The organism is Streptomyces sp. NPDC007971 (assembly GCF_042958635.1).
GTDB lineage: Bacteria > Actinomycetota > Actinomycetes > Streptomycetales > Streptomycetaceae > Streptomyces.
The window spans coordinates 451,344-467,147 of sequence record NZ_JBIBJK010000002.1 but is presented as its reverse complement, the minus strand read 5'-3'; the positions used below and the strand labels follow the sequence as shown (position 1 = coordinate 467,147).

Here is a 15,804-nt window from a genome sequence, read left to right as displayed (position 1 = left end):
TCCGGGGCCGCCCTTGCCAGCCAGCACCCACCAAGGAACTGGAGACACCCAGCATGACCCATCGCAAGGACATCGGGCGAGTCCCGGGCTCGCCGCGGATCCTCGCCCTGTGCGCGGGCTATGGCGGCTTAGAGACCGCCGTCTGCGCCGGTATCGGCGGCCAGGTCGCCGCCTTTGCGGAGAACGACCCGCACGCCGCCGCCGTGTTCGCCGCCCGTCACCCCGGGGTGCCGAACCTCTGGGACATCACCACCGTGGACTGGGACCAGGTCCGCGCGCTGTACCGGCCGAACGTGATCGGTGCCGGTTTCCCCTGCCGCAACATCTCCAACGCCGGACGAAAGGACGGGATCAATGGCCAGTGGTCGCGCATCTGGAAAAACGTCGCTCAGGCTGTGGGCCAGCTTCGACCGCGCTACGTCTTCCTGGAAAACGTGGCGGCGCTCCGCTCGCGCGGGCTGGACGTCGTCGCCCAAGACCTGGCCGCGATCGGGTATGACGTCCGGTGGACATGTCTACGAGCTGGTGACCCCGAAGTCGGCGCCCCGCACCCGCGGGATCGCTGGTTCGCAGTTGCCCATCCCGCTGATGCCGACCCCGACCAGCTCGGACGGCACTGGCGGCCCCGGCACCAGCCCGAACCGCAGGGGCGGACTGAACCTGCGGACCGCCGTGACGAAGCTGCCCCCGCCCGCGGGCTGAGCCTGCTGCCCACTCCCAAGGCGTCCGACGGACCGCACGGCGGCCCCAACCAGCGCGACGCGAAGGGCAACTACTACCTGCCCGGAGCCGTCGTGCACCTCCTGCCGACCCCGCGCACCGCCGCCGACCGCACCAGCCGGCACGCGGCCGTCGGCCGGCATTCCCGTTCGGCTCCCTCGCTGGAGCAGGCGATCGAGATCGCCGACGGCATCCTTCCCCGGGAGCTGCGCGCTTGGAGCGAGGCTCCTCGGTCCTGGCAGCCCGAACAGCTCGATCAGGAGTGGGGCAAGTACGAGTCGGCGATTCGTCGATGGGAGCGGGTCCTGGGACGCCCGGCACCCCTGCCCACCGAACCCGGCACCCGCGGAAACCGCCGACTGGCCCCACCGTTCGTCGAGTGGATGATGGGCCTGCCCGCCGGCTGGGTCACCGCCGTCCCCGGCGTCCCCCGCAAGGAACAGCTCAAGATCCTGGGCAACGGCGTGGTCTGGCAGCAAGCCCACCACGCCTACGGCCTGCTCCTGCGCGCCAGCCTCACTCGCTCGACGACCAGCGGTCTGGAGGTGGCTGCGTGACCACCGCACTCACCCCGCTTCACACCGCGCTGCACCTCGCTGCGGACGGGGTCCCCGTGCTGCCCCTGCGCCGGGGGAAGCTGCCGTTCGGGAACTGCCCGGCCTGCGTGCAGAACGCGTGCGGTGGCCGGCCGAACATGAAGACCCCCGGCCCCTGTGTCTGCCCGCGGCCGTGCCACGGCTGGGCCGCCGCCACCACCGACCCACACGTCCTCACCTCCACGCCGTGGGCGACGGCATGGCGGCACGCGGCGACGGTGGCCTACCACCCCGGCGGCGCCGGCGTGACCGTGGTCGACCTCGACGACCCCGCCGCTGTCCAGTGGGCCCGCGCCACCCTGCCCATGACCCGGACCGTGACCACCACACGGGGCGAGCACTGGATCTACCAGGGCACCATGCCGTCCTCGAACGCGGTCCGGCCCGGAGTCGACATCAAGTGCCTCATGGCGTACGCCCGTTGGCTCACTCCCGGCAGCGGCGCCACGGCCGCTCTCCCGGACGCTGTGCGCGCCCTGGCAGTAAAGCCCACTGCTCCCAGCGCGCCACGGAGGCTTGCAGTGCCCCTGAGGGGCCGTGAGGGGGAGTGCCGTCACCGCACGCCCGCCTACCTGGACCGTGGCATCACCATGGCCGAACAGCGCATCACCGAGGCCCGCAGCGCCATCCACGCGACCGTGTACCGCACGTTCCTCGCGGTGCTGTCGACCCATGGCCGGTGCGGCTGCCTCACGGACGCCCATGTCGCGCGGCTGTTCACCGCCGCGCAGGCCAAGGGCGAATCACCCCGGCACTGCACCGACGCGTGGACCAACGCCCGCACCGCACTGGGGATGTAGCCATGGCTGAGGACGAGAGGACTCCGGCCCGCCAGATCATCACCGACTACGCACAAGCACACTTCCGGTACTTCCGCACCATCGACGGCACCGTCTACGCGCAGAAGAACGGCCACCCCGTCGCCCGGCCCATCCGCTCCCAGGGCACGACCGGGAGCCACCGGCAGGAACTCATGGTCGGCCTCTTCAAGGACGGCATCGGCGTGTTCAACGGCACAGCACTCAAGGAGGCGCTGGACTTGATCGAAGCACTCGCCCTGACCGAGGACGTACAGCCCACCCACATCCGCGTAGCGCCCGGGTTCGACGGTGCGACCTGGCTCGACCTGGGCCGCGACGACGGCCAGTGCGTCCGCATCCACCCCACCGGCTGGGACATCCTCACCCCCGACCCGCAGGAAGTCTGCTGGCGACGCACCCAGCTCACCGGCGAACTCCCCCTGCCCGCCCGGGACACCAACGGCAAGGGCATCGACCTCCTGCTCCGCCTGTGCAACTTCGCCAGTGCTGAGACCGAGTGCCTGGCCCTCGCCTGGCTCATCGGCTGCCTGGAGCCGTCCGTGCCCGTCCCCGCACCGTTCCTCACCGGACCCCAGGGCGCGGGCAAGTCCACCGGCGGCCGGATGCTGGTACGGATCATCGAAGGGATGAGCGGGGACCTGCGCAGGGCGCCGAAGGACGAGGAGAACATGATCACGGCGGTCGCCGCCGGATGGGTTACCGCCCTGGACAACCTCTCCCACCTGCCCCCGGACCTGTCCGACCTCATGTGCTGCATCGTGACCGGCGCCGAGAGCATCAAGCGCGCGCTGTTCACCGATGGCGACGTGGTCCGCTCCCGCTACCGGCGCCCCATGCTCCTGACGGGCATCGATGTCGGCGTCATCCGCCCGGACCTCGCCGAACGCCTCCTGCCGTTGCGTCTCGTGCGGCCCCGGGTACGGCGGACCGAGGCAGAGCTGTGGGCCGAGTACGCGGAGATCCTGCCGGTCGTTCTCGGCTCCCTGCTGGACCTGACAGTGAAGGTGCGGGCCGCCCAAGCGGACACCCCCACCGACCTGCGGATGGCCGACTTCGCCCACCTGTGCGCCCAGCTCGATGCGGCTACCGGCTTCGGCGCGCTCAGCGCCTACCGGGCCAGCCTCGACGACCTCAACGACGACGTCATCGAAGGAGACCTGCTGGCTCAGACGGTCCTGCAGCACGCCGGCGGGCTCGACGCGGGCGCGGAAGTCCGTATGACGTCCTCGGAGTGGCTGCACTGCCTCACCAGCCTCTACAGCGGCGAGGAGTGCCGTCCTCTGCCCAAGGGCTGGCCCACCACGGGCAAGGTCCTCTCCGACCGGCTCAAGCGGCTGCAGCCGACCCTCGCCGCACGCGGCGTCCTCATCGACTGGGGCCGCACCAGCGCCGCCCGCTACATCGAAATGACCCGCAGTACCCCGCTCACTCTCCCGCCCCCACACGAGCAGGAAGCGGCGTTCTGACCCGCGCCACCACGGCGCCACACCGAACAAGCAAGAGGAGCACGCCGCGCCACGCGTGCTCCTCTTGCTGTTCCGGCGGCTTGCCGCCGCTGCACAAGTCGCGCCGCAAGGCGGCTCCTTCTTCACGTCCTGAGCCGCACCGCACCACCACAGACACCACCCCCTCTTCTTTTTCCTAAGAGAAGAGACCCTGCGTCACCCACGTCACCACGGATCAGAAAACCGCCCCTGACCTGCGGCTAAAGCGGTGACGCAGACGGCCGACACCTGCGTCATCTCGCGTCACCCGCATCACGGGTGACAGATCCCCGCCCCGCCCTGTGACACGCCCCGAGCGACCCGCGTCACCGCATAGCAGCAGGTCAGAGCCACAAATGACGTGCGTGACGCGATGACGCAGAAATCCGTACCTCGGACACACGCAGACTCCCGACACATGACGTACGGAGGCGCCTCATCGATACCGCACTTGATCGGCTGGACCCCCGCGCCATCCTCCGTGGCGGACTACCCGACCGCTACCTCACCCCCGACGACATCGCCGAGATTTTCGAGGTGCCCAAGGAAACGGTCTATCAGTGGCGCAAGAAGCGCATCGGTCCCCCTGGATTCCGCATCGGCAAGTACATCCGTTACGACCCTGCCGATGTGCGCGCCTACGTCGCCGAGCGTAAGAGCACCGATTTCGCCGCTGCCTGACCGATCACACAGAGGACAGCAGGGAGAGCCGCGAGTCAGCGGCTCTCCCTGCTGCACGTTGAGAGGACTGCTGCCACGTGGCAGGACACATCCAAGACCGTTGGTTCAAGGCCGTCACCGGTCCTGATGGCAAGCCCGCCAAGGTCAAGACCGACCGCTACGGGTCCGGGCTCCGTTACCGCGCTCGGTACATCGGCCCGGACGGCACCGAAAAGAGCAAATCCTTCCGTGACAAGGAACTGCGGCTGGCCAAGCAGTGGCTCGCGGAGATCGAAGCGGATATGTCGCGCGGGCAGTACGTCGACCCGCGCAACGCGCGGACCACGTTCCGGCAGTACGCGGAGCGCTGGGTCAAGACGCACACCGGCGAAATCAACAGCCGTGAGGCTGCGGAACGTCGGCTCCGCCTGCACGCCTATCCCCACATCGGCTCACGACCGCTCGGCTCGTTCAAGCCGGAGCACATCCGCGCCTGGATCGCCGCTCTGGAAACCACCGTGCCGGCGGAGTCGCATCGCCGCATCATCGTCGGCACCGTCTCCGCAGCCCTGAGCGCGGCGGTTGACGACGGGCTACTCGGTAAGAACCCATGCCGCGCCCGCACAGTGCAGCTCCCGAAGCCGGGCAAGCCGCGCGTCGTCCCGTGGACGGCAGAGCAGGCCTTCGGCGTGCGCGCTGCGCTTCCCCAGCGCTATCAGGCCGCCGTGGACGCCGGTGCGGGCTGCGGACTTCGACAAGGGGAGATCTTCGGTCTCGCCGTTGACGAACTCGACCACGAGGGCGGTTGGCTGACCGTCGGCCATCAGCTCAAGCGCATCCGGGGTAAGTACGTCTTCGCCCTGCCGAAGGGTGGCAAGGTTCGCGACGTGCCGCTTCCCAAGGCCGTGGCCACCACGCTCCGGGCCCACTCGAAGGAGTTCGCGCCCGTCGACGTGACGCTTCCGTGGCGCACACCGGACGGCCCCCTCGTGACGAAGCGGCTCATCTTCAGTGGCCCCGAGGGCAAACACGTCCGCGTGAGCAACTTCAACGACCACCACTGGAAACCCGCTCTGGCCGCCGCAGGCGTCATCCCGGCACGGGAGACAGGCAAGCGGTACGCATCAGCCCCCGAACACGGCATGCACGCGCTCAGGCACTTCTACGCATCGGTACTGCTGGACGCTGGCGAGAACATCCGGGCCCTGAGCCAGTACCTCGGTCACAACGATCCGGGGTTCACCCTCCGGACGTACACACACCTGATGCCGAACAGTGATGGACGCACCCGGAAGGCCGTAGACGGGATGTACATGACAGCCACGGAAGCCGACCATGTCCTGCGAGAAGCCGAGGCTCCTGATCACGGGAACCACTGACATCGCGGCAACGCATCGTGAGAATGTCTCAATGGATCAGGGGATCGCCGGCGTCATCGCCGGCATAGCGGGGCTCGTTGGGGCTGGCATTGGCGGGCTTGCAACGGCCTACGGAGCTCGCATTGGGGCCGAGAAGACCATCGAGGCTGCACAGACCCAAGTAGACCGACAATCAGCAGCTGAGCACACTCACTGGGTACGTGAGCAGCGCAAAGAGGTGTATAGCGCCGTCGTAGAGGGACACGTCGCGATACTCACGACGTCTCAGAGCCTCCGGGAATTGATGGACGATGGTTCCGCTCTCTCCGCTGAGCAGATGGCCAGCGCCAAAGATGGACTCGCAGCCTTCGGCTGCACCATAGCCAGGACTCAGCTCTGGGGACCTGACGAGGTCGTGAGGCTGGCTGGTGCACTCGCCTATGCTGCGGCCCATCGGTTCGCTAAGCAGGTGGATTGGTCTGCCGCCATCCGGAGAGGAGACCACGGCGCCATTCAAGAGAGGCGACAGGAGTTTCTGCACTTGGCCGAGCGCGAGACAGAAGCTCGGATGACCCTAGTGGCAGCAACCCGCGGGACTCTAGGTACACCGGCTGCCTAGAACCACGGCCCGTAGACGGCCCAGACCGCCTGCCCCTGCCCCATCCAGAGGCAAACGCGCTGGTCGGAGCCCCGACGGCCCCCACCGCGCAGACTTCATCTACTTCTGGCCCCTGTACACGGGCACGGCGATCCCCATCGACTCCTGGCGCTCGCGGATGTGGCTGGACACCTGGGTCTAGCCGGGCGGACGCAGACACACCACGACGGCGCGGCAGGCTTGCCGCGCCGTCGTGGTCGTTGCCGGCCGTCGGGTGTCGGCTCTGTCGGCTGTCGGCTGTCGGCTGTCGGCTGTCGGCTGTCGGCGACCGTCACCGGTCCCCCTCCGACGGCCCGGAGTCGGCCCGGTCTGCACAGGTCGACGTCCATCGCCGCCCCGCCGAGATCGGCCTGGGCGCGCGCCCCTACACTCCGCACACCTGTTCACCCCACCGTCATCGATCAGGACGGTGGGCCTGCCCTGTGGGGGGTTTCATGCGAAGACTTGCTGTCGGCATCCTTCTGCCGTGCACGGTGGCGCTGTCGGCCCTGACCGGTCCGACCGCCGAGGCCGTGACCGGGAACGGAGATCTGAAGATCACAAAGGTGTCGTTCAACGGCGGCAAGTCCGTCGTGGTCGGCACCACGGAGAAGAAGACCTTCGTCCTGGCGATCACCGCCACGGACGGCTCCGGGATCAACGCGGCCTACTCCGACATCTGGAGCACAGCCACCGCCACCGGTTTCGGTTACCACGACAACCTGGGCTGCAAGGCCGTCAACGCCACCACCGCCACCTGCTCGATGAGCTACGTCATGGACCCGGGCCGCTACGGGCTGGAGAACGCGCAGGCGGGGGCCTGGCAGGCGTACGTGGACATCAGTTCCAAGGACCACGACGTCATCACGCAGAACTTCCCGGACAAGTTCTACGTCAAGCGGTACGCCAAGCTCACGACCGACGCCTCGCCCGAACCGGTGCGCAAGGGCGCGACGCTGACCGTGACGGGCAAGCTCAGCCGGGCCAACTGGGACGACAACGCGTACCACGGGTACGCCGGCCAGTCGGTGAAGCTGCAGTTCCGCAAGGCGGGCACCAGGACCTACACCACGGTCAGGACCGTCACCACCAGCAGCACCGGCACCCTGAGGACCACCGTCGCCGCTGCCGCCGACGGCTACTGGCGCTACAGCTTCGCGGGCACCACCACGACGGCCTCCGCCACTGCCGCCGGCGACTACGTCGACACCAAGTAATCAGTGGACGCCGACACCGGCCGCGGCCGGCGGCAGCCGGGTCGGCGGGGTCGGGACGGCGATCCGCGCCCCGTTCGAGGCGCTGATTGCCGTGCGTAGCCTGTGGCACGACAACCGAGCGGAGACGGCGAGATCTCTGTTCGGCCAACAATCGCCATCCATGGTCACAGGAAGCGCACAACCGCTTACAGTTCCTCTGCGACCTGCTTTTTGAACGCGTTCAGGAAGTCTGATCGCGTGCAGGTCCCCACGGGGAACGGGGAGGGGTGCGCGCGATGCGCAGCGGAGTGAAGGCTGCTGTCATAGGCGGCGTGTGTGCGGTGATGCTGGGCGGTGCCGGTTACGGCACCTACAACATCGTGACCGCGCTCGACGGCGACGGGGGAACGGCCGCGCCCGCGGCGGCGAGGACCGGGCCGCCCAGCGGCGCCGAGGCCAGGCAGACGGCCCACGCGTTCTTCGCCGCCTGGGAGAAGGGCGACGCCGCCACGGCAGCGACGTACACCAACTTCCCGCAGGCCGCCGAGCAGCTGCTGACGGCGTACGCGGACGACGCGCACATCACGGCGGTGCACATCACGGCCGAAGGGGCCGCCGGCAGCACCGTGCCGTTCACCGTCAGGGCGACGGTGTCGTACGACGGCAAGCACCGGCCGCTCGCCTACAGGAGCACGCTGACCGTGGTCCGCGGCCGGACCTCGCACCGCCCGCTGGTCGACTGGCAGCCCTCCGTCGTCCACCCGCAGCTGCGCAAGGGGGACACCCTGGCGACGGGCGAGTCGGCGGCCCCGGAGATCCTGGCCGTGGACCGCGACGACCGGGTGCTGTCGAAGGAGAAGTACCCCTCCCTCGGCCCGGTCCTGGACGAGCTGCGCAAGAAGTACGGCGACCGGACGGGCGGCCGGCCCGGCGTGGAGCTGGTCATCCGCCATGCGGACGCCGCGGACGGCACCCAGGCCGCCGACACCACTCTGCTCACCCTCGCCAAGGGCAGACCGGGCAGACTGCGCACGACGCTCAGCGCGGGCGCGCAGGCGGCGGCCGAGGCCGCCGTGGAGAAATACCCCGATGCGTCCGTCGTGGCCGTCAAGCCCAGCACGGGCGAGATCCTGGCCGTCGCCAACCACCGCGACGACGGTTTCGACGCGGCCCTGCTCGGAGAGCGCCCGCCCGGCTCCACCATGAAGATCATCAGCGCGGCGACCCTCATCGACAGCGGACTGACCACCGCGGGCGGCAAGGCGCCCTGTCCGCCGACCGCCGTCTGGCAGAGCCAGACGTTCCACAACCTCACGGGCCTGGCCCCGGACGAGAACGCCACCCTCTCCGACAGCTTCGCCCGCTCCTGCAACACGGCGTTCGTGAAGTTCGCGGACGACGTGAAGCCGGACTCGCTCACCCGGGAGGCCCAGGAGCGGTTCGGGCTCGGGCAGAACAACTGGCAGATCGGCGTGCCCTCCTTCGACGGCCGGGTCCCCGCCTCCGGCGGCCCGGACACCGCCGCCAACCTCATCGGCCAGGGCCAGGTCCAGATGAGCCCCCTGAACATGGCCTCCGTGACGGCGACCGCGATGACCGGCAGCTTCCGGCAGCCGGTGATCGTGCCGCTCGGCCTGGACCACCGTGATCCGGCACGCGCGCGCGGGCTGTCGTCGGGCACGGCCGCCCAGCTGCGCGCCATGATGAACCGCACCGCCCTCAGCGGCACCGCGGCCCAGGTCATGTCCGGGCTCGGCAGGGACATCGGCGCGAAGACAGGCTCGGCCGAGACCGACGGACAGGCGAAGTCCGACAGCTGGTTCGCCGGGTACCGGGGCGATGTCGCCGCCGCCGCGATGGTCCAGGACGGCGGTCACGGCGTCGACGCGGCCGGGCCTATTGTCGCAACCGTGCTACGGAGTGCCCGCTGACATCACCCGCAAAGGTGGGGACTCTAGGCTGGTCGCCGTCGTTGGGGAGTGTGAGGGCTGCGGGGACCCTGGGGAAGGTGCGGAGGAACTGAGGCTGTGGGCAAGAGAAGGCGCGTCGCCGAGCGACGGAAGACCGGACCCGTCGTGGTCGGCGGGATGATCGCCGTGGTCGCCGTCGGCGCCGGACTCGGCGTCTACGCGCTCTACGGCGGCGGCGCGGCGGCCGACGAGGGGACGGCCACGACGGCCGGCCACCGGGCCGTCAAGACGGGCCCGCTGTCCGCGGCCGAGGTGCGGACGGCGTCCACGCGCTTCCTGACCGCCTGGCAGCAGGGCCACGTCCCCGACGCGGCGGCGGCCACCGACGACCCGTCGGCCGCCACGGCCCTGCTCGCCGGCTACACCAAGGACGCCCGCCTGAAGAACGTCACGCTCACGGCCGGCCGGACCACCGGCGCCAAGGTGGCGTTCTCCGTCAAGGCGACGGTGTCGTACAAGAACCTCACCGAGCCGCTGGCGTACGACAGTTCGCTCACCGTCGTGCGACGCAAGAGCGACGGCAGCGCGCTGGTCGGCTGGCACGCCCAGGTCGTCCACCCGGACCTGCGGGACGGCGACACGCTCGTCACCGGCGCGTCGGGCACCCCGCCCATCAAGGCCCTGGACCGCGACGGCGGGGAGCTGACGGCCGCCAGGTACCCGTCGCTGGGCACGGTCCTGGACGGTCTGCGCGACAAGTTCGGCAAGGAGGCCGGCGGCAAGGCGGGCGTGGAGCTGCGGGTGGTGCGCGGCAAGGCGTCGAAGGCGGCCAAGTTGTCCGACAAGACGCTGGTGGCGCTGAGCCAGGGCACTCCGGGCACGGTGAAGACGACGCTGAGCCCGTCGCTGCAGACGGCCGCCGAGCAGCAGGTCGGCAAGCAGAAGCAGGCCTCGGTGGTGGTCCTGCGGCCCTCGACGGGCGAGATCCTCGCCGTCGCCAACACCGGGCACGGCTTCAACACCGCCTTCCAGGGCTCCCTGGCGCCCGGCTCCACGATGAAGATCGTGACGTCGACGATGCTGTTCGAGAAGAACCTGATCACCCCGGACGCCCAGCACCCCTGCCCCAAGACCTACAAGCTCGCGGGCTGGACCTTCCACAACGACGCCGACTCGGAGATCAAGAAGGGCACGTTCAAGCAGAGCTTCGGCGCCTCCTGCAACAACGCCTTCATCGACTTCGCGCCCAAGCTGTCCGACAGCGACCTGACGAAGGAGGCCCAGCAGGTCTACGGCCTCGGCCTGAACAACTGGTCCATCGGCGTGCCCACCTTCGACGGCTCCGTTCCGGTGCAGAGCGGCGCGCAGATGGGCGCCTCGCTGATCGGTCAGGGCGGGGTGCGGATGAACCCGCTGAACATGGCGTCGGTGGCGGCCACGGTGCAGACGGGCGTCTTCCACCAGCCGTACCTGGTGTCCCCCTCGGTGGACGGCCGCACGACGGCGAAGGCCTCGCGCACGATGTCGTCGAAGACGCAGTCCGAGCTGAAGGACGTCATGCGCTACACGGCGGCGTACGGCACGGCGGCCAAGGCGATGGCGGGACTGGGCGCGGACTCCGGCGCGAAGACCGGCTCGGCCGAGGTCGACGGGCAGAAGAAGCCGAACGGCTGGTTCACCGCCTACCGGGGTGACCTGGCCGCCGCGGGCGTGGTCCAGGCGGGCGGGCACGGGGGCGACACGGCGGGGCCGATCGTCGCGACGCTGCTGAAGATGGGCGGCTGAGCGGCACCGAGGACGGGCGGCCGAGAGCAGCACCGGGGGGCGGGCGGCCGAACAGCGTTGAAGACGGGCGGCCGCCCGCGGGCACGTCAGTTGTGGACCGGCTCGGCGGTGTAGGTCCGGCGCAGGAACCTCATCAGCGCCTTGGACTCGAACTGCACCACCTCGACGCCGTGCGCGGAGTGGAACTCCACCACGGCCTGGACACGGCCGCACGGCCACACCCGTACGTCGCCGCTCTCGACCGGCGCCCGCAGTCCGCGTTCGAGCAGCGCGCGCGAAAAGGTCCACTCGTGCGGTCCGGGCAGGCCGAACCGGACCGAGCGTGGATCGGAGTCGGGGTCGTACCGCAGCACTACGGGTACGGCCCCCGGATCCTCCTCGTCCGTGACGATGTGGGCGCGCGCGTACTGCTCGACTACAGACATCGGATCGCCCTTTCACGTTCTGTGACCCATGCGGAAAACGTGAATCCGCTTTCCATCCAATGTGCCACATTTTCCGGCTCCCGCCCGACGGAAGACGGAGACTGCGTCTCTCTTGCAAATAGTTCGCAACAAAGCCTTAAAATCGTACGGTGCATGTACCTGACGGATTCATCGACGCCCCCACCTCCGCGGTCACCGGGGTGGTCGCCGCCGGCGCCCTCGCGGTGAGCCTGCGCGGCGCCCGCCGCGAACTCGACGAGCGGACGGCTCCGCTGGCCGGTCTGGTGGCGGCGTTCATCTTCGCCGTACAGATGCTCAACTTCCCCGTCGCGGCCGGAACAAGCGGCCATCTCCTGGGCGGTGCGCTCGCCGCCATCCTCGTCGGCCCGTACACGGGCGTGCTGTGCGTGTCGGTCGTGCTGCTCATGCAGGGGGTCCTGTTCGCGGACGGCGGGCTGACCGCGCTCGGCGTGAACATCACGGACATGGCGATCGTCACCACGGTCGTCTCCTACGCCGTCTTCCGCGGGCTGCTCGCCGTGCTGCCCCGGGGGCGCCGCTCGGTGACCGCCGCCTCCTTCGTCGCCGCCCTGGTCTCGGTGCCGGCCGCCGCGGTGGCCTTCACGCTCATCTACGCGGTCGGCGGCACCACCGACGTCGCCATCGGCAAGGTGGCGACCGCGATGATCGGCGTCCACGTCCTGATCGGCATGGGCGAGGCGGCGATCACCGCGCTCACGGTGGGCGCCGTCATCGCCGTGCGGCCGGACCTGGTGCACGGCGCGCGGGGGATTCGGCAGCGCCTGCAGCTGCGGGTGAACGGCGCCCTGGTGGACGCGCCGGCCCCCACGGCGCCCGTGGCGGCGCGCACCTCCCGGCGCACGCTGTGGATCACCGGCCTGGTCACCTCGCTGGTGCTCGCCGGGTTCGTCAGCTTCTACGCCTCGGCCGACCCCGACGGGCTGGAGAAGGTCGCGCACGACAAGGGCATCGACAAGAAGGCCGGGAAGCACGCGGCGTCCGACTCGCCGCTCGCCGACTACGGCGTCAAGGACGTCTCCGACGCCCGGCTTTCCGGCGGTCTCGCGGGCGTGATCGGCGTCGGGGTGACGGTCGTCGCGGGCAGCGCGGTGTTCTGGGCGGTGCGCCGGCGCCGGACGGCGGACGCCTCCCCCGCCTCGACGCTGAACACCGGCGTCTGACGTGGGGGCCGATGAGGGTACCTCCCGCGCGAGCGCGTTCGAGCGTGGGGGAGCGCACAGGCTCTATCGGCACGGGCACTCGCCCGTGCACGCCCTGCCGCCGCACACCAAGCTCGCCGCCGCCTTCGCGTTCGTGGTGGTCGTGGTGTCGACGCCGCGCGAGGCGATGTGGGCGTTCGCGGTGTACGCCGTCCTGCTCGCGGTCGTCGCCCGTCACGCGCGCGTGCCCGCCGGCTTCCTGCTCAAACGGCTGCTGATCGAGGTGCCGTTCGTGGCGTTCGCGGTGCTCATGCCGTTCGTGGCCGAGGGCGAGCGGGTGCAGGTGCTTGGGCTCTCGCTGAGCGTGAACGGTCTCTGGGGCGCCTGGAACGTGCTCGCCAAGGGCACACTCGGCGTCGCCGCCTCCGTGCTGCTGGCCGCCACCACCGAGCTGCGCGAACTTCTGCTCGGACTGCAACGGCTGAAGCTGCCGCCGCTGCTCGTGCAGATCGCCTCCTTCATGATCCGCTACGGCGACGTCATCACGGACGAGATGCGCCGCATGCGGATCGCGCGGGAGTCGCGCGGGTTCGAGGCGCGGGGCGTGCGGCACTGGGGTGTGCTCGCCAAGTCCGCCGGCGCGCTGTTCATCCGCTCCTACGAGCGCGGGGAGCGTGTGCACCTGGCCATGGTGAGCCGGGGGTACGCCGGTTCGATGCCGGTCATCGACGAGGTGACCGCATCCCGTGCGCAGTGGTCGCACGCCCTCGCGCTCCCCTGTACCGCCCTCGTCGTCTGTCTGCTGGGATGGGTCCTGTGAGTACTGCTTCGCTGGAGGTCTCCGGCCTCGCCTTCGCCTACCCCGACGGCCACCAGGCCCTGTTCGGCGTGGACTTCTCGATCGCACGCGGCGAGCGGGTCGCGCTGCTCGGCCCGAACGGCGCCGGCAAGACGACCCTGGTCCTGCACCTGAACGGCATCCTGGGCGGCGGCACCGGCACGGTGACGGTGGCCGGACTGCCAGTCGGCAAGCGGCACATGGCCCAGATCCGGCAGAAGGTCGGCATCGTCTTCCAGGACCCGGACGACCAGCTGTTCATGCCGACCGTGCGCGAGGACGTGGCGTTCGGCCCGGCGGCGGCCGGGATCAGGGGCGCCGAGCTGGAGGAGCGGGTGCGGGGCGCCCTGGAGCGGGTCGGCATGGCGGACTTCGCCGATCGTCCGCCGCACCACCTCTCCTTCGGCCAGCGCCGCCGGGTCGCCGTGGCGACCGTCCTCGCGATGGAGCCGGAGATCCTGGTCCTGGACGAGCCGTCCTCCAACCTCGACCCGGCCTCCCGGCGCGAACTCGCCGACATCCTGCGCTCCCTGGACGTCACGGTCCTGATGGTCACGCACGACCTGCCGTACGCGCTGGAGCTGTGCCCGCGCTCGCTGGTCCTCAGCGACGGCGTGATCGCGGCGGACGGCCCGACCGGCGAACTGCTCTCCGACGACCCGCTGATGCGGGCACACAGGCTGGAGCTGCCGTTCGGCTTCGACCCGAAGTCGGTGGCCATGGGCGCGTGACGCGCCGGAACGCCGGGGTGGAGGCTTCCCTTCCCGGGTACCACACCGGTGTCGCCCGTGCGGGCGGGCGGTCCCGGCCAGGTACGAGGACGGGCCGCAGGACGCCGGACCGTAGCCGAAATCACTGCCCCACCGAGGAATCCAAGGCCGCCACCCCGTGTTTCACTCGTTGTCGCAAGCGAGGGAAGGGACCCGGGCGTGAGTGTGAACGTGCACGGCACGGTGGCCGAGGGCTTCGAGCCGGTCAGGGAGGCGTTCGCAGCCAACTTCGGGCTGCTCGGGGAACGCGGCGCGGCCGTCACCGTGTACCGGGACGGCCACAGGGCCGTCGACCTGTGGGGCGGCACCAGGGACGTGGACGGTACGTCCCCCTGGGAGCCCGGCACCGCGCAGATCGTGCGCTCCGCGACCAAGGGCGTCGCCGCCGCCGTACTCCTGCTGCTGCACCAGCGCGGCGAGCTGGACCTGGACGCCCCGGTGGGCACGTACTGGCCCGAGTACAAGGCGGCCGGCAAGGAACACACGCTCGTGCGGCATCTGCTCGCACACCGCGCCGGGGTGCCGGTGCTGGACCGCCCGCTGACGCCCGGGGAGGCGGCCGACCCGGACCTCGGCGCCGCCGCCGTCGCCGCGCAGGCGCCGGCCTGGGAGCCGGGTACGGACCACGGCTACCACGCGCAGACCTACAGCTGGCTCACCGGCGAGCTGGTCCGGCGGATCACGGGGCGGCCGATCGGCGAGTGGATCGCCGACGAGATCGCCGCACCGGTCGGAGCGGACCTGTGGCTCGGGCTGCCCGAGGCGGAGCAGGGGCGCGCGGGCCGCGTCGGGCCCGCGGCGGAACCCCCGACGGCCGGCACGCTCAGGACGCGCCCCAAGCGGGCGGTCTCCGAGGCCTACGCCGACCCCGCCTCCCTCACCCGCCGCGCCTTCGCCGCGATCACCCCGCTCCCCGACGAGAACGCGCCCGGCTACCGGGCGGCCGCCCTGCCCGCCTCGAACGGCATAGCCACCGCCGACGGCCTGGCCCGCTTCTACGCCTCGCTCATCGGAGACGTGGACGGCGGCACCCGCCTGTTCACCCCCCGGACCATGGAGCTGGCCCGCGGCGAGCAGTCGGCCGGGCCGGACCGGGTCCTGGTGGTGGGCACCCGGTTCGGCCTCGGCTACATGCTGCACGGCAGCGCGTCCCCGCTGCTCTCCCCCCACTCCTTCGGCCACCCCGGCCGCGGCGGCGCCCTGGCGTTCGCCGACCCCGAGACGGGTATCGCCTTCGGCTATGTGACCAACGGCTTCAGGAAGAGCGTGACGGCCGACCCGAGGGCGCAGGCGCTGGTACGCGCGGTACGCACGGCGCTCGCGTAGGACGCCCTCTCGCAGGGAGCGCTCGCGTGGGGCGCTCGCGCAGGACACAGTCTCCTAGAGCGCTTGCTCAGGACGCACTCTCGTAGAGCGCTCGCGT

14 protein-coding genes are annotated in these 15,804 nt (G+C 70.4%); 13 read left to right on the top strand and 1 reads right to left on the bottom strand.

From position 1 onward, the window contains the following. Window positions 1-53 precede the first annotated feature (53 nt). The 9 genes from ACFZCP_RS05940 to ACFZCP_RS05900 all read left to right on the top strand — a co-directional run bounded on the left by ACFZCP_RS05940 (window position 54) and on the right by ACFZCP_RS05900 (window position 11,167). Window positions 54-1,277 (top strand): DNA cytosine methyltransferase, encoded by a 1,224-nt coding sequence (locus ACFZCP_RS05940; RefSeq protein ID WP_391424398.1) that lies wholly within the window; start codon window positions 54-56, stop codon window positions 1,275-1,277. Beyond that, window positions 1,274-2,116 (top strand): bifunctional DNA primase/polymerase, encoded by an 843-nt coding sequence (locus tag ACFZCP_RS05935; RefSeq protein ID WP_391424396.1) that lies wholly within the window; start codon window positions 1,274-1,276, stop codon window positions 2,114-2,116. The genes ACFZCP_RS05940 and ACFZCP_RS05935 overlap by 4 nt, the downstream gene beginning before the upstream one ends. A 2-nt stretch (window positions 2,117-2,118) precedes the next feature. Next, the gene (locus ACFZCP_RS05930; protein WP_391424394.1) at window positions 2,119-3,603 is read left to right on the top strand and encodes an ATP-binding protein; all 1,485 of its coding nucleotides are present in this window, start codon (window positions 2,119-2,121) and stop codon (window positions 3,601-3,603) included. A gap of 456 nt (window positions 3,604-4,059) precedes the next feature. Next, a complete protein-coding gene (locus ACFZCP_RS05925) occupies window positions 4,060-4,302 on the top strand; it encodes a helix-turn-helix domain-containing protein (protein ID WP_391424721.1) in 243 nt (80 codons plus the stop codon). A gap of 77 nt (window positions 4,303-4,379) precedes the next feature. Then, on the top strand, window positions 4,380-5,660 hold the full coding sequence (locus ACFZCP_RS05920) for a tyrosine-type recombinase/integrase (RefSeq protein ID WP_391424392.1): 1,281 nt from the start codon (window positions 4,380-4,382) through the stop codon (window positions 5,658-5,660). After that, entirely contained in the window at window positions 5,617-6,258 is a 642-nt protein-coding gene (locus tag ACFZCP_RS05915; RefSeq protein WP_391424390.1) for a hypothetical protein, read from the top strand. The genes ACFZCP_RS05920 and ACFZCP_RS05915 overlap by 44 nt, the downstream gene beginning before the upstream one ends. 473 nt (window positions 6,259-6,731) lie before the next feature. After that, complete coding sequence (locus tag ACFZCP_RS05910; protein ID WP_391424388.1) at window positions 6,732-7,493, top strand: calcium-binding protein; 762 nt, start codon at window positions 6,732-6,734, stop codon at window positions 7,491-7,493. Window positions 7,494-7,768: 275 nt separating this feature from the next. Continuing rightward, window positions 7,769-9,403, top strand: a complete 1,635-nt coding sequence (locus ACFZCP_RS05905; RefSeq protein WP_391424386.1) for a penicillin-binding transpeptidase domain-containing protein — start codon at window positions 7,769-7,771, stop codon at window positions 9,401-9,403. Between the two features lie 96 nt (window positions 9,404-9,499). Beyond that, a complete protein-coding gene (locus ACFZCP_RS05900) occupies window positions 9,500-11,167 on the top strand; it encodes a penicillin-binding transpeptidase domain-containing protein (protein ID WP_391424384.1) in 1,668 nt (555 codons plus the stop codon). Window positions 11,168-11,253: 86 nt separating this feature from the next. Here the strand turns inward: ACFZCP_RS05900 and ACFZCP_RS05895 are convergent, their stop codons facing one another. Next, the gene (locus ACFZCP_RS05895) at window positions 11,254-11,592 is read right to left on the bottom strand and encodes an SsgA family sporulation/cell division regulator (protein ID WP_362680763.1); all 339 of its coding nucleotides are present in this window, start codon (window positions 11,590-11,592) and stop codon (window positions 11,254-11,256) included. Between the two features lie 149 nt (window positions 11,593-11,741). Between ACFZCP_RS05895 and ACFZCP_RS05890 the strand changes: the two genes are divergently transcribed. The 4 genes from ACFZCP_RS05890 to ACFZCP_RS05875 all read left to right on the top strand — a co-directional run bounded on the left by ACFZCP_RS05890 (window position 11,742) and on the right by ACFZCP_RS05875 (window position 15,707). Next, window positions 11,742-12,794 carry an energy-coupling factor ABC transporter permease gene (locus tag ACFZCP_RS05890; protein ID WP_391424381.1) on the top strand — a complete coding sequence of 351 codons (1,053 nt, stop codon included), beginning with the start codon at window positions 11,742-11,744 and terminating at the stop codon, window positions 12,792-12,794. A gap of 1 nt (window position 12,795) precedes the next feature. Further along, window positions 12,796-13,593: a cobalt ECF transporter T component CbiQ gene (gene cbiQ / locus ACFZCP_RS05885; protein WP_391424379.1), complete on the top strand. Its 798-nt coding sequence runs from the start codon at window positions 12,796-12,798 to the stop codon at window positions 13,591-13,593. Next, window positions 13,581-14,342, top strand: coding sequence for an ATP-binding cassette domain-containing protein (locus tag ACFZCP_RS05880; RefSeq protein WP_391424377.1), 762 nt, complete (start codon window positions 13,581-13,583; stop codon window positions 14,340-14,342). The genes cbiQ and ACFZCP_RS05880 overlap by 13 nt, the downstream gene beginning before the upstream one ends. A 204-nt stretch (window positions 14,343-14,546) precedes the next feature. Then, complete coding sequence (locus ACFZCP_RS05875; protein WP_391424720.1) at window positions 14,547-15,707, top strand: serine hydrolase; 1,161 nt, start codon at window positions 14,547-14,549, stop codon at window positions 15,705-15,707. Window positions 15,708-15,804: the final 97 nt, after the last annotated feature.

Excerpts from the sequence above, each read along its gene's own strand:
- ACFZCP_RS05880 (WP_391424377.1), top strand. The coding sequence starts at position 13,581 with ATGGGTCCTGTGAGTACTGCTTCGCTGGAGGTCTCCGGCCTCGCCTTC.
- ACFZCP_RS05930 (WP_391424394.1), top strand. The coding sequence starts at position 2,119 with ATGGCTGAGGACGAGAGGACTCCGGCCCGCCAGATCATCACCGACTAC.
- ACFZCP_RS05895 (WP_362680763.1), bottom strand. The coding sequence starts at position 11,592 with ATGTCTGTAGTCGAGCAGTACGCGCGCGCCCACATCGTCACGGACGAG.
- ACFZCP_RS05940 (WP_391424398.1), top strand. The coding sequence starts at position 54 with ATGACCCATCGCAAGGACATCGGGCGAGTCCCGGGCTCGCCGCGGATC.
- ACFZCP_RS05905 (WP_391424386.1), top strand. The coding sequence starts at position 7,769 with ATGCGCAGCGGAGTGAAGGCTGCTGTCATAGGCGGCGTGTGTGCGGTG.
- ACFZCP_RS05915 (WP_391424390.1), top strand. The coding sequence starts at position 5,617 with ATGTCCTGCGAGAAGCCGAGGCTCCTGATCACGGGAACCACTGACATC.
- ACFZCP_RS05910 (WP_391424388.1), top strand. The coding sequence starts at position 6,732 with ATGCGAAGACTTGCTGTCGGCATCCTTCTGCCGTGCACGGTGGCGCTG.